The organism is Protofrankia sp. Cas3, from assembly GCF_963555955.1.
Classification (GTDB): domain Bacteria; phylum Actinomycetota; class Actinomycetes; order Frankiales; family Frankiaceae; genus Protofrankia.
Genome location: NZ_CAUVXP010000014.1, coordinates 24,113 through 50,904 on the forward strand (window position 1 = coordinate 24,113; position 26,792 = coordinate 50,904).

23 protein-coding genes and 1 pseudogene are annotated in these 26,792 nt (G+C 69.1%); 6 read left to right on the top strand and 18 right to left on the bottom strand.

The window, feature by feature from the left end:
- Positions 1-56 precede the first annotated feature (56 nt).
- Genes U9983_RS04705 through U9983_RS04715 form a run of 3 tightly spaced genes read right to left on the bottom strand, consistent with a single transcriptional unit; the run spans position 57 to position 3,755 of the window.
- Entirely contained in the window at positions 57-1,385 is a 1,329-nt protein-coding gene (locus tag U9983_RS04705) for a dihydrolipoamide acetyltransferase family protein (RefSeq protein ID WP_322752840.1), read from the bottom strand.
- Between the two features lie 40 nt (positions 1,386-1,425).
- Positions 1,426-2,412: an alpha-ketoacid dehydrogenase subunit beta gene (locus U9983_RS04710; RefSeq protein ID WP_416211271.1), complete on the bottom strand. Its 987-nt coding sequence runs from the start codon at positions 2,410-2,412 to the stop codon at positions 1,426-1,428.
- A gap of 2 nt (positions 2,413-2,414) precedes the next feature.
- The gene (locus U9983_RS04715; protein WP_322752841.1) at positions 2,415-3,755 is read right to left on the bottom strand and encodes a thiamine pyrophosphate-dependent enzyme; all 1,341 of its coding nucleotides are present in this window, start codon (positions 3,753-3,755) and stop codon (positions 2,415-2,417) included.
- A 306-nt stretch (positions 3,756-4,061) separates the two neighbouring features.
- On the opposite strand from U9983_RS04715, the gene U9983_RS04720 reads away from it, so the two are divergent.
- Together U9983_RS04720 and U9983_RS04725 are read left to right on the top strand one after the other, a co-directional pair.
- On the top strand, positions 4,062-4,970 hold the full coding sequence (locus U9983_RS04720) for an LLM class F420-dependent oxidoreductase (RefSeq protein WP_322752864.1): 909 nt from the start codon (positions 4,062-4,064) through the stop codon (positions 4,968-4,970).
- A gap of 31 nt (positions 4,971-5,001) precedes the next feature.
- Entirely contained in the window at positions 5,002-6,216 is a 1,215-nt protein-coding gene (locus tag U9983_RS04725; RefSeq protein ID WP_416211273.1) for a CapA family protein, read from the top strand.
- 21 nt (positions 6,217-6,237) lie between these two features.
- Here the strand turns inward: U9983_RS04725 and U9983_RS04730 are convergent, their stop codons facing one another.
- From U9983_RS04730 to U9983_RS04760, 7 genes are all read right to left on the bottom strand, one after another.
- The gene (locus tag U9983_RS04730; protein WP_416211272.1) at positions 6,238-6,756 is read right to left on the bottom strand and encodes a Fur family transcriptional regulator; all 519 of its coding nucleotides are present in this window, start codon (positions 6,754-6,756) and stop codon (positions 6,238-6,240) included.
- A gap of 69 nt (positions 6,757-6,825) precedes the next feature.
- Entirely contained in the window at positions 6,826-8,040 is a 1,215-nt protein-coding gene (locus U9983_RS04735) for a pyridoxal phosphate-dependent aminotransferase (protein WP_322750711.1), read from the bottom strand.
- Between the two features lie 95 nt (positions 8,041-8,135).
- Positions 8,136-9,134 carry a DUF2637 domain-containing protein gene (locus tag U9983_RS04740; protein ID WP_322752843.1) on the bottom strand — a complete coding sequence of 333 codons (999 nt, stop codon included), beginning with the start codon at positions 9,132-9,134 and terminating at the stop codon, positions 8,136-8,138.
- Between the two features lie 272 nt (positions 9,135-9,406).
- A complete protein-coding gene (locus tag U9983_RS04745) occupies positions 9,407-10,351 on the bottom strand; it encodes a metal ABC transporter ATP-binding protein (RefSeq protein WP_322752844.1) in 945 nt (314 codons plus the stop codon).
- 251 nt (positions 10,352-10,602) lie between these two features.
- Complete coding sequence (locus U9983_RS04750) at positions 10,603-11,202, bottom strand: OmpA family protein (RefSeq protein ID WP_322752845.1); 600 nt, start codon at positions 11,200-11,202, stop codon at positions 10,603-10,605.
- A gap of 128 nt (positions 11,203-11,330) precedes the next feature.
- Complete coding sequence (locus U9983_RS04755; RefSeq protein WP_322752846.1) at positions 11,331-11,927, bottom strand: hypothetical protein; 597 nt, start codon at positions 11,925-11,927, stop codon at positions 11,331-11,333.
- A gap of 195 nt (positions 11,928-12,122) precedes the next feature.
- A complete protein-coding gene (locus U9983_RS04760) occupies positions 12,123-12,401 on the bottom strand; it encodes a hypothetical protein (RefSeq protein ID WP_322752847.1) in 279 nt (92 codons plus the stop codon).
- A 321-nt stretch (positions 12,402-12,722) separates the two neighbouring features.
- On the opposite strand from U9983_RS04760, the pseudogene U9983_RS04765 reads away from it, so the two are divergent.
- Positions 12,723-13,010 (top strand): annotated as a pseudogene (locus tag U9983_RS04765) (type II toxin-antitoxin system VapB family antitoxin); the annotation flags it as partial.
- A gap of 121 nt (positions 13,011-13,131) precedes the next feature.
- Here the strand turns inward: U9983_RS04765 and U9983_RS04770 are convergent.
- The 5 genes from U9983_RS04770 to U9983_RS04790 all read right to left on the bottom strand — a co-directional run bounded on the left by U9983_RS04770 (position 13,132) and on the right by U9983_RS04790 (position 18,067).
- A complete protein-coding gene (locus tag U9983_RS04770; RefSeq protein ID WP_322750542.1) occupies positions 13,132-13,488 on the bottom strand; it encodes a hypothetical protein in 357 nt (118 codons plus the stop codon).
- 225 nt (positions 13,489-13,713) lie between these two features.
- Positions 13,714-15,003, bottom strand: coding sequence for a YibE/F family protein (locus U9983_RS04775; protein ID WP_322752848.1), 1,290 nt, complete (start codon positions 15,001-15,003; stop codon positions 13,714-13,716).
- A gap of 208 nt (positions 15,004-15,211) precedes the next feature.
- A complete protein-coding gene (locus U9983_RS04780) occupies positions 15,212-16,000 on the bottom strand; it encodes a YcnI family protein (protein ID WP_322752849.1) in 789 nt (262 codons plus the stop codon).
- A gap of 223 nt (positions 16,001-16,223) precedes the next feature.
- Entirely contained in the window at positions 16,224-16,907 is a 684-nt protein-coding gene (locus U9983_RS04785; RefSeq protein WP_322752850.1) for a hypothetical protein, read from the bottom strand.
- Between the two features lie 5 nt (positions 16,908-16,912).
- A complete protein-coding gene (locus U9983_RS04790) occupies positions 16,913-18,067 on the bottom strand; it encodes a hypothetical protein (protein ID WP_322752851.1) in 1,155 nt (384 codons plus the stop codon).
- A 93-nt stretch (positions 18,068-18,160) separates the two neighbouring features.
- Here U9983_RS04790 and U9983_RS04795 point away from each other — a divergent pair, with 93 nt between their 5' ends.
- Positions 18,161-19,999, top strand: a complete 1,839-nt coding sequence (locus U9983_RS04795) for a copper resistance protein CopC (RefSeq protein ID WP_322752852.1) — start codon at positions 18,161-18,163, stop codon at positions 19,997-19,999.
- Between the two features lie 14 nt (positions 20,000-20,013).
- Here U9983_RS04795 and U9983_RS04800 read toward each other — a convergent pair whose 3' ends face one another.
- The 3 genes from U9983_RS04800 to U9983_RS04810 form a co-directional block, all read right to left on the bottom strand.
- A complete protein-coding gene (locus U9983_RS04800) occupies positions 20,014-21,201 on the bottom strand; it encodes an RNA polymerase subunit sigma-24 (protein ID WP_322752853.1) in 1,188 nt (395 codons plus the stop codon).
- A gap of 365 nt (positions 21,202-21,566) precedes the next feature.
- Positions 21,567-23,270, bottom strand: a complete 1,704-nt coding sequence (locus U9983_RS04805; protein WP_322752854.1) for a trypsin-like peptidase domain-containing protein — start codon at positions 23,268-23,270, stop codon at positions 21,567-21,569.
- 109 nt (positions 23,271-23,379) lie between these two features.
- Positions 23,380-23,526 (bottom strand): hypothetical protein, encoded by a 147-nt coding sequence (locus tag U9983_RS04810; protein WP_322752855.1) that lies wholly within the window; start codon positions 23,524-23,526, stop codon positions 23,380-23,382.
- A gap of 376 nt (positions 23,527-23,902) precedes the next feature.
- On the opposite strand from U9983_RS04810, the gene U9983_RS04815 reads away from it, so the two are divergent.
- A complete protein-coding gene (locus U9983_RS04815; RefSeq protein WP_322752856.1) occupies positions 23,903-25,342 on the top strand; it encodes a bifunctional glycosyltransferase family 2/GtrA family protein in 1,440 nt (479 codons plus the stop codon).
- Positions 25,343-26,039: 697 nt separating this feature from the next.
- On the top strand, positions 26,040-26,693 hold the full coding sequence (locus U9983_RS04820; RefSeq protein ID WP_322752857.1) for a hypothetical protein: 654 nt from the start codon (positions 26,040-26,042) through the stop codon (positions 26,691-26,693).
- Positions 26,694-26,792: the final 99 nt, after the last annotated feature.

A 26,792-nucleotide genomic window follows, 5' to 3' on the forward strand; every position in this document is an offset into this window, starting at 1 on the left:
CAAGCATGGATGGGCCCGGTCCGGCTATTCGGAACAGGGCCGATCAAGGAATTGGATCAGTTCCAGGCGAGGGCCACGGCCGGGTCGGCGAGCATTCTGGCGACATCCGCGAGCACCTTTGCGCCGAGCTCGCCATCGACGATCCGGTGGTCGAAGGTCAGGGCGAGCTGCGCCACCGTCCGGACAGCAAGGTTCCCGTCATGCACCCACGGCATCGGGCGGATCGCGCCGAGGGCGAGGATTGCCGCCTCCGGCGGATTGAGGATGGGTGTTCCGGTGTCAATGCCGAACACGCCGATATTGGTAATGGTGATGGTCCCGCCGCGTAGTGCGCCTGGTGTGACTGTCCCGGTCCGGGCTGCCGCGGTCAGCTCGTGCAGGGCGTGTCCGAGCGCGACCAGTCCCATCTCCTGCGCAGCCGGAATATTCGGCACGACGAGCCCGCGGGGTGAAGCCACCGCGATCCCGAGGTTGACGGTCTCATGGATGACGATCTGCGCAGGCTCGTCGCCGGACGCTTCCTCCCAGCAAGAATTGATCATCGGATGACGCTGGACGGCGGTCAGCAGCGCCTTCGCGACGAACAACAGCGCGGTCACCTTCACACCCGCGAACTCGGGCAGCGCGGCGATCCGGTCACGCGCGGCCATCGTCTCGGTGACGTCGACACTGACGAACTCGGTGACCTGCGGCGCGGTGAACGCGCTGGTCACCATGGCCGCCGCGGTCGCGCGCCGGACGCCGGTCACCGGCACCCGGCGGACCCGGGCGCCCCGCTCGTCGTGGGCGGAGGTGCGGGCCGCCTCGACATCCGCCCGGCTGATCGTTCCATGCGGTCCGGTGCCGGTGACCCGCCAGATGTCGACACCTAGATCCCGAGCGAGCTTGCGGACCGGTGGCTTCGCGAGTACAGGCCCGTCCCGGTCTGCTCTGGCCTGGTCTGCCTTGACCGGTGTGGGCTGGACGGTCGGCGCGGTCCGGCGCCGGGTCCGTGCCGGTCCAGCGGATGTGCGCGGGCCATACCCGACCAGCACCGGTGTCCGCCCGTCCGGTGGGCGGTCCGGTGGGCGGTCCGTCCCCTGGTCCGGTCCATGAGCGCCGTTCGGTGCTGGTACGCCGTTCGAAGCTGGTACGTCGTTCGAAGCTGGGACGTCGACGGTGACCAACGGTCGTCCCACCTCGACGGTGTCGCCCGGTTCGGCGTGCCGCACGGCGAGCACGCCGGCCAGTGGTGAGGGCACCTCCACCAGGGCCTTGGCGGTCTCCACCTCGACGAGCGGCTGATTGACCGCTACCGGCTCGCCCACCTCCACCAGCCACCGGACGATTTCGGCGTCCGGTAGGCCCTCGCCCAGGTCGGGGAGGCGGAACTGTTCATGTGGCACGGGTGACCTCCAACTTGCTGCCCGGCATCGGACCCACCGGTCAGTACTGGAAGGAACGGTCGACGGCGTCCATGATCCGGTCGACGTCCGGTAGGTAGTGGTCCTCCAGCCGGGCCGGCGGGTACGGGGTGTCATAACCGGTGACGCGTAGTACTGGAGCCTCCAAGGAGTAGAACGCGGCCTCGGTCACCCGGGCCGCGATCTCCGCGGACAGGGACACGTTCGACGGCGCCTCGTGAACGACGACACACCGGCCGGTCCGGCGCACGGACGTGAGCACCGGGGCCAGGTCGAGCGGGGACAGGGTGCGCAGGTCGATGACCTCAAGCTCGCGACCCTCGTCGGCCATTGCCACGGCCGCGTCCAGGCAGGTCCGTACCATCGGGCCGTAGGCGACCAGTGTTGCGTCGTCGCCGGTCCGCACGACCCGGCTGGTGTGCAACGGGATCGCCCCGGTCAGCGGCTCGTCGGTTTCGACATCTCCCTTCTCCCAGTACCGGCGCTTGGGTTCGAAGAAGATCACCGGATCGTCGGCCGCGACCGCCTGCCGGATCATCGTGTGGGCATCGGTCGGGCTGGAACAGGCGACGACCTTGAGGCCGGCGGTATGGCAGAAGTAGGCTTCCGGTGACTCGCTGTGGTGCTCGACAGCGCCGATGCCACCACCGAACGGGATGCGGACCGTCACCGGCAACCGGACCCGTCCCCGGGTCCGGTAGTGGATTTTCGCCAGCTGGGTGACGATCTGGTCGAAGGCCGGGTAGACGAAGCCGTCGAACTGGATTTCGCATACCGGCCGGAGCCCACGCATGGCCATCCCGATCGCGGTTCCGATGATCGCGGACTCGGCCAGCGGTGTGTCGATGACGCGCGCCTCGCCGAAGTCGGCGAGCAGCCCCTCGGTGATCCGGAAGACGCCGCCGAGCCTGCCGACGTCCTCACCCATCACCACGACCTTCTCATCGGCGGCCATGGCCGTGCGCAGTCCGGTATTGAGAGCCTTGGCCAGCGTCAGCGTCGAGCGCACCGTCAGTTCGCCTTTCGCGGTTCGAGCGTTGCCGGTGCCAGTTCGAGCTCCAGACAGGCGTCCCGCGCGGCGCTCAGGGTCTCGGGTTCGTCCACGTACACGTGATCGAAAAGGCTCTGCGGGGACGGGTCGGGCAGCCGCACGCACCGGCTGCGCACCGTCGCCGCGAGGGCGTCGGCCTCGGCGTCGAGAGCGGCGGCGCCAGCGTCGTCCAGAAGCCCGCAGCCGCGTAGGTAGGTGGTCATCCGTGCCACCGGGTCCCGCTGGCCCCAGTGCGCCAGCTCCGCTGCGTGACGGTACCGGGATGGATCGTCAGCGGTGGTGTGCGCGCCCATCCGGTATGTCACCGCCTCAACCAGTGTCGGATGTCCCCGGCGGGCCGAGTCCAGCGCCCAGCGGGTCACCGCGAACGTCGCCAGCACGTCGTTGCCGTCAACCTGGACGCCCCGGATACCGAACCCGGACGCTCGCCGGTAGATCGGCGCCAGGCTCTGCCGTCGGGCCGGTTCGGAGATCGCCCACTGGTTGTTCTGGCAGAAGAACACCACCGGAGCTGCAAAGACACCCGCCCAGTTGAGCGCCTCGTTGACGTCCCCCTGGCTGGACGCCCCGTCACCGAAGTAGACCAGCGTCGCTGACATGTCCTGGTCCTGGTCCTGGTTCCGGCTCTGGCCGTTGCTGCTGCTGGTGCCGGTGCTGCCGGTGCTGCCGGTGCTGCCAGTGCTGCCAGTGCTGCCAGTGCCAGCGGGGCCAGCGGGGCCAGCGGCATGCTCGCGGGAGACGGCCATCGCATAGCCGGTGGCGTGCAGGGCCTGCGAGCCGACGACGATCGCATAGCACTGGAATCCGTGCTTGTCCGCGTCCCATCCGCCGTGGGTGACCCCGCGGAACAGGCCGAGGACGTCGAGCGGGTCGACCCCGCGGCACCAGGCCACCGCGTGTTCGCGGTAGGACGGGAAGACCATGTCGTCGTCGCGCAGTGCCCTGGCCGAGCCGACCTGGGCCGCCTCCTGACCACGCAGGCTGGCCCACAGGCCGAGTTCGCCCTGACGCTGGAGAGCCGTTGCCTCGTCGTCGAGGCGGCGCGCGATCACCATGTCGCGCAGGAGCCCGTACAGGTCGGCGTCGGTGAGGTCCGCGAGGTAGGGATCGTAGGTCGGGTCGGGGCGCCGCTCGCCCTCGGGCGTGAGCAGCCGTACCAGCCCCGGGTCGGCATCCCGCGCGTCATGTGGATCGCGCGGGACGGGCGGGACGACGCTGTTCGGCCGGTCTGTACCGGGAGCGGACTCCGGATCGGGCACGGACTCCGGATCGGGCACAGGCTTCGTGTCAGGCACGGACATCGTGTCCTCCGGTCATACGTGGCCGTCCCCGAGATCGTCGGTCGCAGCCGCCGGTTGGGGCAGCCGGCCGCCGCGGGTAAGCGGGACCGTTCGCCGCGGAGCTGACGATAGTCGTCCCATGGTGGCGAGCAACCCGGACACGGGCTGCGGGTACCCGCCGTGGTTGACGCACCCGGATAGCGTGGTGCAGTGACAGCTGCCCCCTCATCCGCGACCGTCGCGGACACCGCCACAGCCACCGATGCCACCGCCGGCGCGGGTGTCGATGCCGGCGCGAGCGTCGATGCCGGCGCGGGTGCCGGCGCCGTGCGCCCGCCCGTCCGCCGCGACCTCGGCCGGGTCGGGATCTGGAGCGGCCAGTTCGACTTCTCCCCGGCCTCGGTTGTCCAGGCGGCCGTCGCCGAACTCGATGAGCTGGGCTATCCCGCGATCTGGACGGGTGAGGTCAAGGGCAGGGAGGTCCTGGTGACCGCGGCCCTGATGCTCGCGGCGACATCCCGGCTCACGGTCGCCACCGGGATCGCGCAGATTCTCGCCCGACATCCCCAGACGATGATGGCCGGCCACATGACGCTTGCCGAGGCGTTCGGGGACCGTTTCCTGCTCGGCATCGGCGTGTCACACGCGTCCCTGATGGAGATCCGCGGCGTTCCCTACACCAAGCCGTTGTCGCAGCTACGGGCCTACCTCGACGAGATGGACCGGGCCGCTGCGGAGCAGTACCGGGCGGTGCCACCGACATCGTCGACGCGGGTCCTGGCCGCGCTCGGCCCGAAGATGCTGGAGCTGGCGCGGGTCCGGGCGGACGGCGCGCACACCTACTTCGTGCCGCCGGAGCACACGGCCGGCGCGCGGGAGATCCTGGGGCCGGGCAAGCTGCTCGTCCCGGAGCAGGCGTTCGTCCTCGACACGAACCCCGAGACCGCGCGGGAGCTGGCCCGGCGGCACACTGGTTCGTACCTGCGGCTACCGAACTACACGAACAACCTGCGCCGCTTCGGCTTCACCGACGACGACCTCACCGGTGCCGGCTCAGACCGGCTTGTCGACACGATCGTGCCGTGGGGTGATCCCGACGTCCTGCTTGCCCGGATCACCGAGCATCTCGATGCCGGCGCCGACCACGTATGCGTTCAGGTCCTCGACCCGGACCGCCGTGGTCTGCCCCGCCGGCAGTGGCGTGAACTCGCCCCGGCCCTGCGCAGCCTCGGCTAGGGCCGCTGCGGTGGGACGTGCTGGCGTGCGGATGCCGCTGGTGTGGCTGCCGCTGGTGTGGCTGCTGTCGCCGTGGATGTTGTTGGCGTGGATGCTGGCGGTCTGGACACTGCTGGCGTGCGGCGGGTCCGGTCCACCGTCGGCGGGCGGCGTCCCGGCGGCGACGGTACCGGCCCTCGACGGCACGGGGTTGATCGTGTCCTCCGCGGGGCCGGTAGCCGGCGCTCCAGCGGGGACGGCGCCTCCCAGCCCGCCGTCCGGTCCGGTGGGCGTGTCCGGACGGCGTCCGACGGGCAGTCCGATCACGATCGCCTTCGGTGGGGACGTGCACTTCGCGGGTAGGTCCGGGGCCCGCCTGGCCGCTGATCCCGCCACCGCGCTCGGGCCGATCGCGCAGGCGCTGAGTCGCGCCGACCTGGCGATGGTCAACCTGGAGACGGCGGTGACCACTGCTGGTACACCGGTTCACAAGGCCTTTGTCTTCCGCGCGCCATCGTCGGCGTTCGTCGCGCTGCGGGCCGCCGGCGTCGATGTCGCCACCCTGGCGAACAACCACGGCATGGACTACGGCGTGGACGGTCTGCGTGACACCATCGCCGGTGCCCGGTCCGCCGGATTCCCGATCGTCGGGATCGGCCTCGATGACGCGCAGGCCTACGCCCCTGTGCGTACGACCGTGAAGGGCCAGCGGATCGCCGTCATCGGCGCGACCCAGGTGATTGACGACGAGCTGGCTTCGGACTGGACGGCCGGACCCGGCAAGCCGGGCCTGGCCAGCGCGAAGAACATCCCACGGCTGCTGGCGGCCGTCCGGGCCGCCCGTAGCGGAAGCGACACTGTGATCGTCTACCTGCACTGGGGTGTGGAACGCGCATCCTGCCCGACACCGGCACAGCGGGCGTTGGTGCCACAACTTGTCGAGGCCGGCGCGGATGTGATCGTCGGGTCGCACACGCATGTGCAGCTCGGCGGCGGTTGGGGGCCCGACGGTGTGTATGTCGATTACGGCCTGGGCAACTTGGTCTTCTATGCGTCCGGGGACGGCCCGAACACCATGTCTGGTGTGCTCACACTGACAGTCGCCGGACGAGCGGTCACCGCGGCGGAGTGGATGCCGGCCCGGATCGCCGACGGCGTACCGGTGCCGCTGGCTGGTGCGCAGGCCTCGGCCGCCCGCAGCGCCTGGGATCAGCTCCGCACATGCGCGGATCTCGCGGCTGAGCCGCCGAGGCACGGCCCGGAGTAGGTCGGTCCCGGTCGGTCCCGGTCAGTCCGGGCTGGCCGCGCAGGTGGTGCAGGTGCCATAGATCTCCAGGGTGTGGGCCACGTCGGTGAAGCCCGCGGCCGTCGCGACGCGGTCCGTCCACGCCTCGATTTCGGGTCCTTCGACCTCGACGGTCCGTCCGCAGTGGCGGCACACCAGATGATGGTGATGGCTGTCGGTGGCACAGCGGCGGTAGAGGGTCTCACCGTCGTCGCGCCGCAGTACGTCGACCTCGCCACGGTCGGCGAGGACCTGCAGATGCCGGTAGACGGTGGTCAGGCCGACGGGCTGGCCGGAGTCGCGCAGGTGCGCGTGCAGGTCCTGGGCGCTGGTGAAGGCGTCGATCTCGGCGAGCGCGGCGGAGACGGCATCGCCCTGACGGGTGGCCCGGACGGTTGTTCCCCGGCCGAGCGCGGACCGTCTGTTACCGGCCGGGCCGCTTGGGCCGCTTGGGCCGCCTGGGCCGCCTGGTGCCGGGGTCGGCGCGGGTTGGCTGGATTCGGCACTGGACACAGCGTCCACTCTCTCACCGCACGGCAGGTCCGGGAGCTGACAAAGGGGCCACAGTCGTGGTCGTAGATCACCCTGCCATCAGCGCTGTGCGTAGGTCGCGAGGAACCTGCCGATACGGCCGACCGCGTCGGTGAGATCGTCCACACCGGGCAGGGTGACTATCCGGATGTGGTCGGGTCTGGGCCAGTTGAAGCCGGTGCCCTGCACGACGAGAATCTTCTCGGCCAGAAGCAGGTCCAGGACGAGCCGTTCGTCATCGACGATCGGGTGAACGGCGGAATCGATACGTGGGAACGCATACAGCGCTCCACGTGGCTTTACGCACGATATGCCGGGAATATCGTTGAGCAGTTTCCACACCACGTCGCGCTGCTCGTGCAGCCGACCACCGGGCAGGACGAGATCGCCGGCGCCACCGTCATCCGCAAGCGCGGCCTGCATCGCGTACTGGCCCGGGACGTTGGCGCACAGCCGCATGTTCGCCAGGATGTTGAGGCCTTCGACATAACTGGAAGCATGCATACGTGGACCGGAAAGAACCATCCAGCCGGAGCGGAAGCCGGCGAGGCGGTACGCCTTCGACAGCCCGTTGAACGTCACACACATGACATCCGGGGCGAGCGCCGCGGTGGAGACGTGCTCGGCGTCGTCATACAGGATCCGGTCGTAGATCTCGTCAGAGAAGATCATAAGGTTGTGTCGGCGGGCGATCTCGATGATGCCGGCGAGGACCTCACGACTGTAGACGGCGCCGGTCGGGTTGTTCGGGTTGATCACCACGATTGCCCGCGTCCTGGCGGTGATTTTGCCGGCGATGTCGTCGACGTCGGGCGTCCAGTCGGCGGATTCGTCGCACATGTAGTGGACGGGCCGGCCGCCGCAGAGGCTGACCACCGCTGTCCACAGCGGGTAGTCCGGTGCCGGGAGCAGCACCTCGTCGCCGTCGTTGAGCAGCGCCTGCAACGACATCATAATCAATTCTGAGACGCCGTTACCGAGGTAGACGTCGTCGGTGTCGATACTGGCGATACCCTTACCGGTCGCGTACCGGACCACGGCCGCTCGTGCGGATGGCAGGCCCTTGGAGTCGCTGTAACCCTGCGCGTCGGCGAGGCTGTGTATCACTGCCTGGAGAACCGCCGGTGGGGCGGCGAACCCGAACGGCGCGGGGTTGCCGATGTTCAGCTTCAGGATGCGCTGACCCTCGGCTTCCAACCGCGTCGCCTGGTCGAGGACGGGACCCCGGACGTCATAGCAGACGTCGGCGAGTTTGTCGGACTGGGTGAACTCCATCTGCCAAGGGTAGGCGCGCCGTCCACCGGATTTTCTCACCCTGGCCAGGGGAGTCGGGCCAGGTGCTGCGGGGTCAGTGCGGGGTCAGTGCGCAGTCAGGTGTTGCGGGGCAGATCGGGGGTGAGACCGCGGCCCAGCCCGCGGCCAAGACGGACAGGATGGCGCACCGGCACCGGCAGCGGCAGCGGGCCGGTGTCGAGATCGGCGAAATGGGTCTCCTTACGGACCTGGTAAACCCAGCTTTTGCTGACGCTGATGCCGCGGGCGGCGAGCAGGGCCGAGGCCTGCGATGCCGATCCGCCGGTCTGTTCCAGCGCGTGGATGATGGCGTCGCGCTTTCCGGTGGTGTCCAGCCCCGGGGACTCCGGACCGGACGCCTGCGCGGCAGCGTCGTGCAGGTCGGCCTCATCCTCCGCACCGGCCTCATCCTCCGCACCGGCCTCATGCATGCCCGGACGGTGTCCACCGGGCAGATCGACCAGATCGGCTGCATCGGCCGGCTCCACGGGGTCCGCCAGATCCGCCAGATCCGCCAGATCCGCCAGATCGATGGCGTCGGCGGGATCTGGCGTCGGCACCGGGGCGGGGGCGAGAAACAGCGGCGACCGTCCGACCGTGGACTGCTCCGCGCGCGGGCTGGGAATGCTTGCTGTGCCGCCGGCATCCGCGAGGCGCCGTGCGGCAACGCCCGTGACGCCCGTGACGCCCCTGGCCTCGTGGTGAGCGGCGGGGTTGGAGCCAGTGGGATGGATCTGGCGCATGAGCAGTTCATAGGAGCCGAGCAGCGCCAGCGGTGGCCATGCCGCGATGACCCGGGCTGTCAGGGTGGGTTCCGCATGCAGGACGTTTGCGGCCAGTGACGCACATGCACCCAACGTAAGGAGCGCGTAGGACAGCCCGGAACGGCGCCGTCCCGTGCGGCGATCCGCCAGCATGGTCATGGATGCGGCTACGATCATGCCGTCCACGCTGAACGGCAGCACCGCCGCCGTCATGGAGTCCTCGCCGTGTCCAACCGCGACGCCGCGCATGTGGCGGTAGGAGACGAAGGCCGCCACCGCCGCGACCAGGGTGACGGCCGCAACCGTCGTCACCCGAATGGCCCGCTCTGCAAACGCATCCGATTGACCACCAAGAGACACCGGACGACCCATAGTCACAACACATCCCTCCTTGCACCCGCAGCACCGTCAATAATGCCCGTCATCGGATGCCCGTCATCGGATGCCCGCCATCGTGGCGCGGACCGGGCCGAGCTCACCGACATCCGGCTGGACTCCGGTGTGTCTACTACGGGTCGAAACCGCCCGGTTGCATAGTGAAGTCGTAGTGGTTGAAGTCGAAGTGGTCGAAGTCGAAGTGGATGTCACTGGGCTGCAATTGTTGCCTCTTGCAGTGGTGCCATCTCGCTGCCACCGAATGCGGCCGTGAGCCTGTGGTGGGTCAGGGTGGACGCGGTGGGGCCGAAAGTCACCTGAGGGTCGTTGAGCAGGAACACGTCATCGCAGGTCAGATGTGCGAGCGCCAGATCACGGGTCGAGATCACGACGCTGGTGCCGCCTGCCCGCATGGTTGCGAGCGTGGACAACAGAGCGGCCTGGCAGAACACGTCAACCTCGGTAAACGGCTCGTCAAGCAGCAGCAGGCGTGGCTGCTGCGCGATGGCACGGGCGAGCATCACCCGTTGGCGCTGGGCGCTCGACAGCGTCCCGAAACAGTCGCGGGCATGATCGGCGAGTCCGACTGTCGCCAGTGCCCGGGCGGCCGCCGCCCGGTCGGTGAAGGTGGGTCGCCGCACCCATCCGATCCACCGGTACCGTCCCATCAGGACGATCTGGGTGACGGTTACCCGAACCTTGGCGTCAAGGGTCTCGGTCTGCGGCACGTATGCGATCCGACGGCGGGCCCGGGTCGGTTGTTGACCGAACACGGTGACCGATCCGCCGGTCACCGGCGCCAGCCCGAGGACAGCTTTGATCAAGGTTGATTTTCCGGCACCGTTCGGGCCGATCACGGCGACGGCGTGGCCGGTCTCGACGGTTCCGTGGACGGTGGTCAGGACCGGAGTCCGGTCATAGGCGACAGTGGCCCGGTCGAAGACCACGGCCGGCCCTGCGGTCTCGGGAGTTTCCGGTCTTTCGGATGCACCGGATGCACCGGATGCACCGGGTATTCCGGCCGGCCGGCTCCGGACGTCCACTTCGATCAGTCGCTCGGCGGCCTTGCTCGCTGGTCGTTCCCCGGCGGTTTTCACCGGTGCGTCCGGTGTGCTGTATGTGCCGCCCGACAGCCCCCGCATTGCCTCGGTCATGCTTCGAGACGGTACGGCCATTGCGCGTGCAACGCATAGCGGACTGTGACCACGCTGGCGACATCACCTGTTCGGGTGGATACGACCCGCCGCTGCGGCGACCTGTCGAAGATCAGTGATCTTTCGAGGTTTGTGTGCCGAAAACAGCCCTGTTGATCTTACAAACCTAGAAAGATCGTTTCTGTCGAGTCCCGGCAGCGGATCGCGACCGTGCGCGGCGGCTGGCGGCTGGCGGCTGGCGGCATGATTGATCATGATGTGCGGTAGGTGATGGTCACGCGGCGGTTCTGGGCGCGGCCGGGGCTGTTGTCCGAGCCGTCCGGGTTGGTGTTCGGGGTCACCGGGTTGGCCGAGCCCTGTCCGGTAGCGGTGACCAGCACATCGCCGGGGGCTTTCGGGCGCAGCAGGTCCGCGACCGCGTTCGCCCGTCGTTGGGACAGGATGACGTTGTACGCGGGCGTGCCGGTGCTGTCGGTGTAGCCGTTGACTGCGACCGTCCCCTTGGCGTTACCGATCTGCGGGGCGATGTCGGTGAGCTGGCTGCGGGCCGCATCGGTCAGCTCGGCGGAGTCGAAGGCGAACAACACATCCGAGCTGATGGTCACGGCCACCCCGGAGCCGTCATGGCGCTCGGTCCGCAGCGCGAGGACAGCCTTGTCGACATTGATCGGACGGACCGCATCCACCAGGTCGATCTGCAGGACCGATTCGGCGATGGCCTGATCGCTCACTGTCTCCACGGGTGCGGGAGGCGCCGGCGCGGCCCAGGCGCCCGGTGTGCCGACCGAGAAGGTGGCTCCAGTGGCCAGGGCGACAACCACGGCGGTGGTACCCACGGCGGCGACTGCCACGGCGACCAGCGCTGTGACCTGGATGGTAACCCGTGTGACAACCCGTGTGACAACCCGTGTGGCGACCGTAGCGGTCGGATCCCGCCGATTCGGTGTGCCGCCATCGCGCGTTGGCCCGGTGGCGGGCGTCACCGGCCGACCGGGGCGTCGTCGAACAGCAGGCGATCATCGGCGTAGACGTCGACGGTCCGTACGTCCACCGGTGGTGCCGCGAAGGTGTACGAGGCGCTGACCGGGGTGTTGTTGACCGTCTTCGTCCTCGGACCGTTGGCGCCGAGTTCGAGATTGTGGCTGTCCTGCACGACGAAGTAGCGCCTCAGGTTGACGCTGTCGACGAGGGTCATCGCCGGACTGTGCGCCGCGAACATGTCGAACACCGAAATCTCCTTGTTCTGCGGGGAACTGGCGTACCTCGGTGTCCACACAACGGTGAGTGTTGCCAGGCGTCCGTCCACCTTCAGGCCGACGAAGCCGACGTCGATGGTTCCCGCGCCGCCGCCCGGAGCGCGGAAACTGGTCGTCCTGCTGGCGACGGCGCTGTCCACAGTGCCCTGGTTGCCGGCGGGCGAAGCCGCCCCGGTGGCCGGCGCGGCTCCCGCGGTAGCCCCTGTGCCGCCGGTGGGTGCAGCTTTCTGGGAGTCGCCGGAACATCCGGTGGCCACCAGTACGATCACGCCGAGTGTGGCGGTGAGCAGAGTGGTGACCAGGGTCAGGCGGGTTCTCATCCTGTGGAGCATCCGGACCTCCCGCATGGGTACGACAACGGTGCGCGATCCCGATTATGCGGACACGGGCAGGTCCGGATCTCCTGGCTCGGCGGATCTGTGGACAGCCGGCCTGTGGACACAAGCAGTCGTCCGTACCGCTGGGGGCGCGAGCCGGGCGTCAGGTTAGACGATCCGCAGCAACCGACGGAGTTCCTAGGGGCGAGCGGCGTTGAGGTGCGCGACCAGTTCGGGTGTATAGGCCGCGATCAGGTCCGGCTCTGCCAGCGCATACGCGGTGAGGTCGATGCCTGTCCTGGTGCCATCGGGCAGGCACAGGATGGCATCGGTGACCGATATCGCCAGAGCGGTTACACGGTGCTCACATCCGGGCGCGATGATCGTCGGGTGCGGATCGCTGTGACCCGGTCCGGTAAGCCACGCAATGACATCCATCGCAGGGCCGGGAACATGGCGCAGGGAACCGGCAAGCACGAGTCGCTCACCGTGCGGCCCGGGTATGTCGACGCGTGCCGGCAGGGCCTTCCCCTCGGCCTGGGTCAGTTTCGTTGTATTGAAGTTAGGTTAACTTAATTTTGTCCACAAGTGGTGAACGGTTTCAGCACTGCTTGGTTCACATGATAGGTATTGTTGGATTGGGTTTGTTGCGAAAAATGTTGATTCTTGGTTCCTCTGTCGATCCACAGCGATGTAGAGACAACCGATGTGGAGGGTGGTCGCGATCCGCTGGGTCGGCGGAGGATTCTAGGCTGTCAGGTGTTCCGCGAAGGTGTGCCTTCGTCGAGGAGGTGTTAGTTGATCTTTAGATCTGTGGGTGATGGCCGCCCGTATCCTGACCATGGCCTGAGTCAGCGGGAATGGGCCGCTATCCCACCGCGCCAGGTCCGGCTGGACCAACTGATCACAACGAAGCGGGTGCTCGCGCTTGACGTCCTCCTCGACGAGGACTCGACCTTCTATGGGGACCTGTTCCCGCATGTCGTGGAGTGGGACGACCGGCTCTACCTTGAGGATGGCCTTCATCGGGCCGTGCGTGCCGCGCTGCAGCAACGCAACTCCATCCACGCGCGGGTGCACGTGCTCCAGCACGGCCGGGCAGCGGACGCGGCCGGGTCCGCCGGCGCAGACACGGCCTTCGGTGACACCGCGTTCGGTGACACGGCGTTCGGTGGGGCGGCAGCCAGGGTTGCTCCGTGGTTGGGTGTCAGCCCCCGCTGATCAGATAGGTCGTGTAACGGTCTTGGTCAACCTTGCCGAAGATGTGCTCCGGGCAGTCGCGCGAGGGTCGGTAGGCAACGATCGGCCGCCAGACCGGCAGGCGGCCTACCTGGGTGAGGGCGCCGCCGGCGAGTTTGCGAGCGTCTGCCTGGGTGCGGTCCGGTTCGTTGCTCAGCTCGTACCATGACCCGCACCAGTGGATCTCCTTCGGGCGGCTCGTCCAGGCAGCGGTGTGGAAGAACCACAGCAGAAACATCTCACGGAACACCAGAGCGATGATCGTTATGATCAATAGCGCACGGACGAAGTTTCCAGCTCGGCCTGAGGCGAGAACGGGGCTCACGGGACGCGAACCCAGCAGCGCGATCGATTGATCATCAACGGTGCTCCACCGTGCTCCCGCCACCCGCCTCTGCGTACCTGTGCGGCCCAGCCGTGATCGCGTCTGTCTGCCGGTCTCGCCGGGGCCCGTCCACCCCGAACACACCATAGGGGTATTTAGCCCTCTTCCGCGGTAGCCGGCGTTTCGACGCGCCATCCTGTCCAGGCGGGCGCCCGGAATGGATGCCTAGAGCGCGCGGCGGGCGGCCACGAGTGCGGCGATGCCGGTGGTGATCGGTACCGACAGGACCAGGCCGATGGCACCGACCGCTGTCCGCACGACCTCCGCGGCGACCAGGTCGCCGGTGACGACGTCAAGGGCGGAGCGGTCCGCGAGGGTGAACAGCAGCAGCGAGGGCAGCGCCGCGCCTGCGTACGCCATCATGATCGTATAGATGGAGGATGCGATGTGGTCCCGTCCGATTCGCATGGCTGACCGGTAGAGCTCCGGCGGCGCCGCGTGCGGCGAGGCGTCGGCAAGTTCCCACACCGCCGACGCCTGGGTGACCGTCACGTCGTTGAGCAGGCCGAGGGAACCGATCACCAGGCCGGCGAGGATCAGTCCGGTCAGGCTCAGTCGGCCGTCGAACGCCTTCAAGGAGGCTGACTCGTCCGAGCCGAGCCCGGTCAGTGTGGTCAGCCGGATCGCCAGGTATCCGAGCACGCCGGTGAGGCCGAGGCCCGCCAGCGTGCCGAGCAGCGCGCACGAGGTGCGGGCGGACGGGCCGTGCGCGAGGTACAGCAGGACGAACAGCACCGCCGCCGCGCTGACCAGCGACACCGCCACCGGTGACCGTCCGTCGAGCAGCGCCGGCAGCAGGAAGAACACGAGCATCAGGTAGGTCAGGGCCATGCCGACCAGCGCGGCGAGCCCGCGCCAACGGGCGACCGCCACGACCACCAGGGCGAACACCAGCGCGAGGATGCCCAGCGGTCGGCCGCGCTGGAAGTCGCTGAGATAGTAGTCGACGCCGCCGCCGGGCGATGTGCTCCGGCCGAGCCGGACCTTGTCCCCTGCGCTGAAGGTAGGACCAGCCGGGTCGACGGACTGTTCCAGCGGTCGGGTCCGGCCGGCGTCCGGGCCACTGGTGATCAGGACCGTCAGCTCCAGACATGCGGTCGCCGATGCCGATGCCGGTGGTGGTGACGCCGCCTCGCTGACGGTTCCGCCGCCGCACGGACCGCGCTCCGCCCGTTCGATCGTCGCGTTCACCAGCGTGATGGGCGTGCCGTCGGGAGCACGGAACACGTCCGGGATGGGCCGGTGGCCGGTACCAGGCCACAGCGCGCCCACGCCGACGGCTGTTGCGGCGAACAGCGGTACGAGCAGGACGGCGAGGACGATCCGGCTACGGCGGCTGGCGGCCGCGGGGCGTCCGCCGCCGCCACCGTGACCGTGACCGTGACCGTGATCGGCTTCGGCTTCGGCTTCGGCTGAACCGAGTCCGCGTCTGTTGGCGCTGTGAGCCCCCGGCACCGTCCGAGTGTGGTCCGCGATAGAGCATCACAACAAGGGGGAATCCGGATGTGTCGGAGCGGATCATCCTTGTTCGGTGAAATCCCGACACATCCGAATCCCGACACATCCGAATCATGGAACGACCGAATCATGGAACGACCGGAGCCTCCGGGCGGGCGAACAGAACCATGATCGCGCGCCCGGAGGCCCCCCCTGGGACGCAGCGCTAGGGCATGGTGCTTCGGCGGCGACCGGAGCGCAGGGCGAAAGCGCCGAATCCGATCCCGGCGATCCCGACGACCAGGCCCGCGATACCCAGAGCGCGAGCTGTTCCGTCCGAGCTGTCGGTGCTCTGGGAGGCGGCCTGCATCGCCGTTGCGCTACTCGTCCCCGTGTTACCGGTCCCGGTCCCGGTGTTGCTCGACGCGGTAGTAGTCGCCGCTGAGCCACCGTGCGCGTCCGTGCTGTCGGTACTCGCGGCGGTGAGGGTCAGCGTGGGCGCCGGGTGCTCGGGCTCGGCCTGTCCAGGCTGGGCGATGTCGATCCATCGCACGACCTGGCCGTCGCTGTAGGTCTGCAGGGTCTTGAACGCGAGCGCGCCGGGCTTGTCCGGCAACGGCCCGGCCGAGATAACGAACTGCGCGAACTCGCCCGACTTGATGGCCGTGTCGCCGGACGAGGCAGTCCAGATGATCTCACTGACGCCCTCGGAGATGGTGCCGTCATCCGTAGTGATCGGCTTGTCCAGTTTGACCTTCTTGACCTCGTAGGTCCAGCCGGGGAAGTTTTTGATCAATACCGACGCGATCGGAGCGTCGCTCGGGAACTGGACGTCGACCTTGGTTGTGGACGCGTCGTCGCGTTCGGTTGGAACCTGGAACATCAGCGTCGTGTACGCACCGGCGACGGCCGTCGGAGGCTGGACGGTGACGTGTGCCGATGCCGGCAGCGCGAAGGCGATCACGCCGCTGAGGGCGGCGCCGAGCACGGCGGCGCCACGGATTGTGCGAGACATGCTGATCATCTCGAATCGTCTCGAAGGAGATTGCTCGCGAAAGGCGTGCTCTGGGCACGCGAAATCGGTGGCAGGAGTATTCGGCAGGTTGCCGATGGTCACCATGGCGGCCACAGTGGCGGTCGCTGTGACCGCAGCCGGCCCGAACCTCGGTCATCCAGACCTGTGTCCGCGGAACCCGTGTCTTGCTCAAGGCCGGGTTGGTTCAGGCAGCGCAGGCGGTTCAGGCAGCTTTGGCCGAGCGGACGAGCGGTGGTCCACGTCGTCTGCCGGCGCGGACGAACAGGGCTCCGGCCACGGCTGCCGGCGGCATGAAGCCCGCGGACCGGTCGTTACCGCGCCGTCGTGCCGAGGGCCTGACCTCTAGCGCGGTCCCGGACACCGGGAAAAGAAGCGCGGCTGCGAACCAGCGGGCGGCGCGTAGCAGCACCGCGGCGGTCCGTGCGCGCGCACGAGCGCCGGCGACCGCGGCGCGCAGGCTGGCCGCGTTCCACAGCCCCCGCTCAGCCATGGCGAGCATGGCGGCGACAAGGGCGGCCGTGTTGACATGGGCAACGGCCATCGTCATGCCGTCGGCGAGGACCGCTTCACCCGCCATCCCGGCGCCGTGCGAGGTGAGCGCGAACGTGACGTGCAGCGCAAGCTGGGTGAGCCCGATGCCGGCCAGTACGGCGATGAACCGCCGTTCCCGTCCGGCGAGTCCGTATGCGATGCGGGTCAGCAACCCGAATGCGCAGACAACCAGCGTCGAGGATGGGCGGTGGCCGCCGGCCGCGGTGTGGGCCGCGACGGCGAGGCAGACCGACGACCCGGCAAAGGTGGACGCGCGCGCGAGGCGTCCCGCGGTCGTCATGGCGACGGCGGGCCTTCCAGCGACGCCGGCAACGGCTGCCGCGCGTACGTTCACGGTGGTCAGCCTGCCATATCGGGGCGAGGCCGCATCGTCGGCGGCTCCGTTCCGACGTCCGGCCCTGGTTGCGGCCCTGGTTGCGGCCCGCCCTCGCCCGACGTGGTCCGTTCCCGCCAGCCATGGCGTCGGGTCACCACGGTCACCGCACCGAGTAGGCCGACGCCGATGCCGATGGTGACCGTGGTGAGGGTCCGGGCGAGGGCAAGGGGCCCCGCGACCGGGGCACCCGACCGGTACAGCAGGCCGATGTCAGCGAAGCCGCCGACCATGGCGATGACGAAGCCGGCCGTCGCGGCAAGGTAGACCCCGGTGGTCGACCCGCGGACCAGCAGGACGGCCGCGACCAGCCCAAGGGTCCAGGCGACCATCTCCACGGTGTTGCCGAGCAGGAAGCCCGACAGTCGGCTGTCGGCCCGCGAGAACGCGATCAGTACCGAGTGGGTGACGTCCGCCGCGACGATGGTCGTCACTGCCGCGGCCAGTGCCCTACCCGCGCGTCGCAGCAGCCCGAGAGCCACCACCCCGGCGGCCAGCGCGATCACGAGAACGACCCACGGGGCTGGGGACGGTCCCGGAACCCAGTCGAGGGCGCCGGTTACGCTGACCGCCCGGCCGTCCACGGTCAGCGGGATCATCCAGGTGTAGATCTCGTGGAAGCGGTCGGGCGCCGCCAGGACGACCGGCGGGTCCTGCGTCCCCATCCAGTGGGTTCGGTGGTCGTGCCAGACGGTGGCACCGCTGTCGCCGATCTTCTCCCAGCGGGGTGGCGCGGTGTCGTCACTGCCGGCCGGCAGGCTCGACGACCCGTACCGGCTGGCGTTGAGGTAGGTGGCGGATGACAGCGCGTTGCGCCAGACGCCGGTTGGGTCGATCCGTAGGTACGGTTCGCCAGAGTATCCCCGGACGATCACCGTGTGGTTGCCGCTGACGGTCAGCCTGACCCTGCTGCCGTTCTCCACGGAAGCGAGGGTGACGCCGTCCACGGCGGGGTTCATCCCCGTCAGGGTCGTGTGCAGGTTGGTGGATCCGCCGCCGCTGACAGAGTGCGCCGATGCGGGCGAGGCCCCGATGATCAACCAGCAGGCCAGTGCGCCGAGAACGAGGAGCGCGCGGGGTGGCCTGTGCCATAACCGGGCGCTCTGATCGGTCACGTTCATCGACGCGAAGCCTACGGTGCCGCTCCGGCGGATCGGGACGGGAGCGAAGGGGGAGCGAGCGGGATCCGGGACCGCGCGAGGGACACTGGGGCGGTGGTAGAGGTTCGCATCATCCGCCGGGTCGGGTTCCTGCTTGTCGCCCTGGTCGCGGTACTCGTCGCGACGGCCGGTCCGGCGTCGGCGCACGCCGTGCTCGACCGCAGCGACCCGGTCGGTGGGTCCACCCTGGCGGCCCCGCCGTCGGCGGTCATGCTCAGCTTCAGCGAGTCGGTGACGACGGACCCGCGTTCGATCACGGTCATCTCCGCGGCCGGCAAACGGGTGGATTCCGGCGACGTCCGGCATGGACAGGCCGGCAACCAGGTCGTGGTCGGACTACCCGCCGGGCTCGCGCGCGGCACCTATGTCGTCAGTTGGCACGTCATCTCCGCGGACAGCCATCCGGTCGCCGGCGGATTCATCTTCGGTGTCGGGGTGGCCCCGGACGCCGCCGCCGCGGCGGCCGTGTCCACCAACAGCGGTTCGGCAGGCGTCAGCGTGCTGGCCGGCGTCATCCGTTTCGTGGCGTTCGCCGGGCTGTCCGTCCTGCTCGGTGCGGGCTTCTTCCTGGTGGCACTCTGGCCGGCCGGGCTGCAACGGACTGGTCCGAGCCGGCTGCTGTGGACGGGATGGGGAGTGACGCTCGCCGGCGCTGTCGGCCTGTTGCTGGTACAGGGTCCCTACGGTGCGGGTCAGGGGCTGTCCGCGCTCACGCAATGGGCGCCATTGTCAACGACGTTGCACACCAGGTTCGGACATCTGGTGCTGCTGCGCATCCTCGCGCTGCTGCTCGCGGTACCGCTGCTGCGCGCGATCGTGCTCAGCGGCCGCCGGGCCATCGCGGAGCTGGGTGGTCTGGGGCTCGTCGTCGCCGTGACCCAGGCGGCGTCCGGGCACGCGGGTGTCGGTGACGACGCGTGGCTGGCGACCACGAACCTGACCCTGCACGTGTTGGGAGTGGCCGCCTGGACAGGCGGCCTGGCAGTGCTGGTGGTCTTCCTGCGCACAACGTCCAGGCGCGGTCCAGCCGATGATCGGAATGCTCGACCGGACGCCCGCGTGCCCGACGCCCGGGTGCCCGCTGCCCGCGCCGCCGAACTCGCCAGGGTGCTGCCGCACTGGTCACGCACGGCGATGGCGGCAGTTGGCGTCATCATCCTCACGGGGGTCTATCAGACCTGGCGGGAGGTGGGGGGGTTGGCGGCGCTGACCGCCACCGCCTACGGCCGTCTGCTGCTGCTGAAGGTGTGGTTCGTCGCGCTGATGCTCGGAATCGGCTGGCTCGCGCACAGATGGGTCGTGCGCCACTACCGGCCGGTCGTCGCGGCCCTGGCGGCGAGTCGCTCGGACACGGGTGCCGGCGCGGCCGCACGTCCGCCCGGGTCGTCATCGACCGGTGCCCAGGGGCGGCTCCAAGCCACTAAGCCTGCGGTCACCGAGCCTGTGGTCACCGAGCGTGCGGTCACCGGGTTGCGTCGTGGGGTGATGTTCGAGGCCGGATTGGCCGCAGTGGTACTCGCGGTGACGGCCGTACTGGTCAACTCCATTCCGGCGCGGACGTCATATGTGCCGCCGTTCGCCGACACGGTGTTCGCCGGGCCGCTCACCGTCCAGGTCGACATCAGCCCGACCAGGCACGGGCCGCAGACCCTGCACATCTACACCTTCGACCCGGTGGGGAAGGTCGCGCCGCTCGCGGACGCGTCGGCGCAGCTGTCACTGCCTGACGCCGGGGTCGGGCCGCTCCCGGTGTCGCTCACCCAGGTGGCACCGGGCCACGCGATCGCCCAGGCGATGCAGGTGCCGCTGCCCGGGACGTGGCAGCTGCGGCTGACGCTGCGCGTGAACGATTTCGATCAGTATGTGACCACCCTGTTCTACCAGGTGCGGTAGTCGACAGGCTCTGGTCAGACCGGCTGAAGGCCGACGACGGAGTCTGGTTGCGTGAGCTGCTCCGCGCCGGCGGCGGTGGTCCCCGACGTCGGCACGGTCGTCGCCGACGTGGCAGCGTCGGGAGTGGCCGAGGGGATCGTCGGTTGTGTTGGCGTGGCCGGTGGCGTTGACGGCGGTTCGGCGCCGGAAGGCGGTGCGTTTGTCGCGGAGCGCTCTGCCGGTGTTGTGGGTGCCGCTGCCACCGGTCTCGCGGTCGCTCGTGACAGCGAGCCGATCATATTGGGTGGACCTGGCTCGGGTGCGGCCTGCGGCCTGATCGCCTCGGCGGTGGATCGCTGGGCCACCAGAACCATCTGGTTCGCGCCGTCGACCTCAGGCACGGTCGGTTCGGTCCGCTGGCCGGACAGCCGCCTGGCGAACTCACCGGCGACCGTCGGAATGATCATTACAGTCTGGTTCCGGTCGGTGGCGGGAGGTCTTGGTCCCGGCGTCGCCGGGCCGAGCGCGACATCGGCGTAGGGGACGCCGACCTCAGCCGCGGTGGGCCAGTTGATCGCGGCGGCGATGCCCACGACGGCGAGGAGCAGCGACGCGGCGACCGTTACCGTGGGCCGGACACGCCGGTCGTTCGGCTTGGGGGAGCTTCCACTGGGACGGGTGGCGGGGAGCACAATGGCTGTCGGCGTGTCGTCGGGGTCACCCGCTCCACTGCTCGCGGTGCCCGCGGGTACGTCCGGCACCGATGTCTGAGCTGGCACCGATGTCTGAGCTGGCACCGATGTCTGAGCTTGCACCGGTGCCTGCGCTCGGGACGACGAGGCGGTGCCGTCGGCAGCCGTCGCGGCGCGGTCGAAGGTGCGGACGAGTCCTTCCCGCAGCCGTGCGGGCGCCGGAGTGATCCGAACCTTCGCGAGCATCTCCTCGGGCGCCACCGCGTGCTGTATCGGGCCACGGCGGGCCTGGGGCGAGCCGGACCACGCCAAAGCGCTGCCGCGGGCCAGCTCCAGTAACCATGAGCGCAGCCGGGTGGCATCGCCGAGGGTGGCCAGCCGCGTTCGGGCCACCAGGGCGAACGCCGTGCCCGCAGCTGCCTGGGCGACCTCGGCCTCCCCCAGGATGAGCAGGCACATCGAGAAGACGTCGTCGGCATAGTGCTGGTAGACGGCGTCGAAAGCATCCCGCTCACCGCGCCGGATCCGCATGACGAGGTCGATGTCCGACTCGGGGGTTCGCGGCCGTGGTCCGTCAGGTCGCTCGCCCGAGCGCCGGTCGGCAGGGGCCGACACAGCGTGCCTGGGGCGTAAACCGGTCGCGGCTGCCCCCTCCGGGTTGGTACGGCGGATACCGCCAGTCATCAGTGCATTCTCCCGTATCCCCCATTGGCGGGATGAGTCATGACGGTGTCCTGGCGCGGACGGAGCGACACCGGCATCGCTCGCTACGTTAGAGGGTTCCGGCCATGCCATGAGGGGAACGTCGGGAAAACTTTGCTGTCACATGCTGGACCCGTCAGGCCGACGATTGTTTGATCATGGCTTGGTCGTGGCTGCCGCGGAGCCGTGGGCGATCAGGACGGTGGCTGCTGAGTCAGGATGACCTCCGCGGTATGTGGCTGGCCGCCGCGGGTGTAGGTGATGGTCACCTTGCTGCCGATCGGCTGGGACCGGACTGCCGCGATGAGCCCGTCAACGCTGGTGATCCGGCGGTCTCCCAGCTTGGTGATGACGTCGCCGTCCTGAAGTCCGGCCTGCTGGGCGGGTCCGTTGCTGACCAGATTCTGGATGGTGGCGCCGCTTCCGTCACCGTTCGGGTCGGTCTGGCTTGCTCCGGCGGTTGAGGCGTTCACACCGAGATACGGGTGTACCGCGGTCCCCTTGCTGATCAGTTCACCGGCGATGGTCTGGGCATAGTTGGATGGGATCGCGAACCCGACACCGATGTTGCCGGCCTGCTGTTCCTGTTGGCTGCCGAACCCGCCACTGCTCGAGCCCACCGTTGCAATGGCCGAGTTGATGCCGATCAGTTCGCCCCTGCTGTTGACGAGCGGGCCGCCGGAGTTGCCGGGGTTGATCGGAGCGTCGGTCTGGATGGCGTCCAGGACGGCGTTGCTGTCCTGGACGTTGGTGTCGCCGGTGCGCACCGGCCGGTGCATGGCGCTCACGATCCCTGACGTGACGGTGCCGCTGAGTCCGAGCGGGCTGCCGACCGCGACCACCAGTTCGCCGACCGAGAGCGCGTCGGAGTCGCCGAAGGTTGCCGCCTTCAACCCGGTTGCGTCAATTTTGACCACCGCGAGGTCGGAGGTCGGATCGGTTCCGACGATCTTTGCGGTGAAGTCCTTGCCGTCCTGCGTGGTCACCTTCAGGGAACCACCCTGTGCGGCGTCGGTTACCACGTGGTTGTTGGTCAGAATGTAGCCGTCCTGACGAATGATCACCCCGGAGCCGGTGCTCGCCTGGTTTCTCGATGTGGCGGCAATCGTGACCACGCTCGGCAGGATGGTCTGCGCGGCGGCTGACACCGTGCCGGATGCGGCTGGTGAGGTTCCCGCAGTGCTGGTGCCACGCTGCAGGCCGGCGGAGGACACCACGGTCGTCCCGTCGTTGCCGCCTGCGACCAGAGCGCCGACGCCGCCGCCCACCCCGGCGCAGACCAGCGCGAGCGCGATCGCGGCGGCGGCGAGCCGCCTGCGTCGCGGCGGCGGGGCCGGTTGCCCGACGGTCTGCGGGGGGCCGTAATACGGACCGGACGGCGGTGGTGTCGGCCCGAACGGCGTCGACCCGAACGGCGTCGACCCGAACGGCGGTGTCGGTCCTGAGCTCGACGCCAGCCCTGAGCTCGACGCCGCCCCGGAGCCGGAGCCTCCTGGGTAGCCGGAGCCTCCTGGGTAGCCGGAGCCGCCTGGGTAACCGGAGCCGCCTGGGTAACCGGAGCCGGGGCCGCCCGAGGCGGCTGCGGTCGTCGCGTCGTCGGAGCCGCTCGCACTGGGCGCGCTCCAGGGCGTTCCCCACCAGGTCCGGCCGGACCCGTCGGCTGAGCCCCACTCGGGGGGCGTCCGGGGGTCTGCCGCACCCGGGGCGGCTGGGCCCGGGGTTGCTGGACCCGCCGGTGCCTGCACCGCGGGCCGGTGGGTGGGTGGGTATGGCTCGGCATCCGGCGCCGCCCAGACCGGGGCATCCGGCCCGGACTGGCGGTCGTTGCCACCGGCGTCGGGTGCCCGCGAGTCCGAAGGACGTCCGTCCGGGGAGGTGAAGGGGGGCCGCGTGCTCATGGTAGAAACCTTCCCCTCACAAGCTGAGTGAAGACTGAAATGCGACCAACAGTCGGCTGAGGCACGGCGTCCGGGAGCGTAGGTCCCAGCGTGGCCATTCTGGTCACGGTCAACGGGCCCGGCCGTCGGCGAGTGGGTCGGCGATCGATGCGGCGAGCCGTGATGGCACTGCGACGGTGAATGCGACGGCGGCGACAACGGCGACCGCGGGGTCCACCATGTTGGCACCCATGGGGAAGTGCGTGAAGCACGTCAACCCGCTCCCTGTCCGACCATCCAACTGCCCGAGTGCCCAACCCGCTGACCTGTCCCGTCACACGATGGCGAACGTCGTGACCGCTGTGGCAGTCGGGTCGCCTGATTTACAGACTGTGACGACACGCCAGTGATCGGGCCACCGTCCCCGGGTGGCTGTCACGCGGTATGGGAGGGCGCCCGCGAAGGTGCTCTCAGTAGCTTCTCAGGTCTACTTCAGGCTGTCCTCAATGCCTTCCCCAACCCTTGGAGAGGTGAAGCTGCCGAAGCGTCTGCGGGGCCGCCGCGACTGCGAACCATCACGGGCTGCACCGGGCACTGCGGCGCCGATGCCTGGCGGTGGGAGCGGGCAGACCGGGGTGCTCGTGAATCCCGTCGTGGCACTCCCGAGGGCCGTCGCGGCGCCGACCACCGTGACGCTACCAGCTCAATGGCGACCGCAACCTGTCGTTGAGGTGGTGGTCCCGGTCTACAACGAGCAGGCGGCCCTTGCCGACAGCATCCGGCGACTGCATGACTTCCTGACCCGCCGTTTTCCCTTTGACTGGCGTATCACGATCGCAGACAACGCGAGTACCGACGCCACGCCCGCGATCGCCCGGCAGTTGGCCGCCGACCTGAGTCGGGTCCGGGTGACACGGCTGGAGGCCAAGGGCCGCGGCCGGGCGTTGCGGGCTGTCTGGTCGGCGTCGGATGCCGATGTCGTCGCATATATGGACGTGGATCTCTCCAGCGGGCTTGAGGCACTGTTGCCGTTGGTCGCGCCGCTGCTTTCGGGCCATTCGGACGTCGCGATCGGTTCTCGGCTGGTTCGCGGGTCCAGGGTCGTTCGTGGACCGAAACGGGAGATCATCTCCCGTTGTTACAACTGGATGCTGAGGGTCACCTTCCGGACGTCCTTCCGGGACGCCCAGTGCGGCTTCAAGGCGGTCCGGGCCGACGTGGCCCGCGCTCTCCTGCCCGCGATCGAGAACAACCACTGGTTCTTCGACACCGAGCTGCTGCTGCTCGCCGAACGTAACGGTCTCCGTATTCATGAGGTTGCGGTCGACTGGACGGACGACCCGGACTCCCGGGTCGATGTCGTGGCGACGGCGATGGAGGACATTCGCGGAATGATCCGGGTCGCCCGTCGGATCATCGCGGGGCGGGTCGGCGTGGATCTGCCACCGCAGGTGCGTGCGGCCCGGCTGCCCGGCGGAATGGGCCGTCAGCTCCGGACGTTCGCGGCGATCGGGCTGTGTTCGACCCTGGCATACGTCCTTGCCTACGCGATGTTCCGGGAGATCGGAACGTCGCCGCTGGCGGCCAACTTCGTCGCGTTGCTCATGACCGCCGTTGCCAACACCTGGGCGAACCGGCGGCTGACCTTCGGGCAGGTCGGCGGCGACGGGGCGGTGCGTCAGTTCGCCGAGTCGGGCGTCGTGTTCGTTGTCGGACTGGCGGTGTCCTCCGGTGGGCTCGGGCTGCTGCACCGGTTCTGGTCGTCGTCCGGCGTCGTAGCCGAGATCATCACCGTGTTGCTCAGTGGTACGGTGGCGACAATCGTACGCTTTGTGCTGATGCGCGCCTGGGTCTTTCATCCCGCCAGGTCGCCGCGGACAGTCCCGTCGAAAGCTTCCCGGATCTCCCCAGTCGACGTCCCCGGTCGGTATGGCCCCGGTCGGTATGGCCCTGATCGGTACCGCCGGGCCGGTTCAGACCCGGTCGGCTCCGCCGATGCGGCGCAGACCCGGTCGGCTTCGCCGCTGCGGTGGGAACCCGGCGATTCCGCGGACTCCGAGGTCCTGGACGGGCCACTGCCCGGGACCCGCTGAGCCCAACTCCCTGCCCAACCCCCTGGTCAACCCCCTGCTCACCCCAACCTCCTGCTGAACCCAACCCGCTGTGGGGGGTTGGGTTCCTGCTTTGGGCGGCCAGGCCACGGCGAAGATCAATTCGTGTCGGATGTGGTGTTGGGCTGGGGTGTGTTGTGCCACTGAAACCTCTTACGGATACGCTGAATCTCGCTGTTCTGACGACATCGACACAACCACTGCCGTACGCGTGTGACCGGAGGATGCCCGCGTGGTCCGAGGAGACCCCGAGCCCCGGGGCGACCGACGAGATGATCATCGAGGCGACCCGTGGGTGAATCCGCGTGGCGTCCCGCCCGGGGACGATGACACGACGTGGCGACCCGGAGAGTCGGCGCACCCGCAATATCAGGAACCGAGCGGGCCGCGTCCCTCGATTCCCGGCTCGCAGCCTGCGGTTGGACAACTGCCCGCCACATCGGCACCGGGCTCGCCCGGCCAGCCACCTGGCCGGCAATCGGTCCGGTCGGGCGCTGGGGGTTCCGTGGGTGCTGGGGGTGACCGCAGCCGCCCCGGGCGACCGGTCAGTGCAGGCCGGCACCTGGTGGCTTTTGGCACGTTGCCCGGGCAGCCCGTGGCCGGGGGTGCGGGGGCCGGCGCCGCGGGCGGTGGCCCTGACCGGCAGGCAGGCCCTGACCGGCAGCCTGGCCGTGGCTGGGTGGCTGACGCTGCATCCGGCTTGCGCACCGCCCCCCCACGGGGAAGTGATCGTGCGCTGGGCGGCGCGCCTGGGCGGGGTGCTGCGGCGGGGACCGCCACCGGGCCGAGGCCCTACACCGGCCCGCCGACGGAAGGCTTTAACCCGTTTCCGGATCAGGCAAAACAGGCTGATCGGGAAGAGATCGGCGCCACCGACCAGTTCGCCACGATCCCCGGGGATGACGACAGGTCAGTTGTCGCCGCGCGGCGTCCGCGGGCCACGGAGGATCGGGCCACGGACGGTCGGGCCACGGAGGATCGGGCCCAGACGGGCGGTGGGACCAGCGGTACGGGTTCCCGGCCGGTCAGGCCGGCCCAGGCAGTCAGGCCTGCGGCCGCCAAGGTTCGGGACGGCAGGGCTCAGACCAGTGCGCGGGCACCGTCGGACAAGGGGCGGTCCGCGGGTACGGGAACGCGCGGGCGCACCTCGGGCAGACGCCCGGCCGTGATCGTGCTGACCGTGCTCGCCGCCGTGGTTTTCATGATCGTCGGCTTCTCCATCGGGCAGGCGCTCGCGTCGCCGGGGTCTGCAACTGCACAGTCGCGGGTCGGGACCTGGGCACGCGATCATCATCTGGCGTTTCTGGTTGACGGTGTGGAGAAGTTACGTTGATCCGCGGCCTCGCAGTGGCGTGCGGCGGTATACAGCCGATATCAGGTTGAAACAGAAGAACAGCTGAAAAGGTGCGTAGCGCCAGGTTTTTGGTTTATG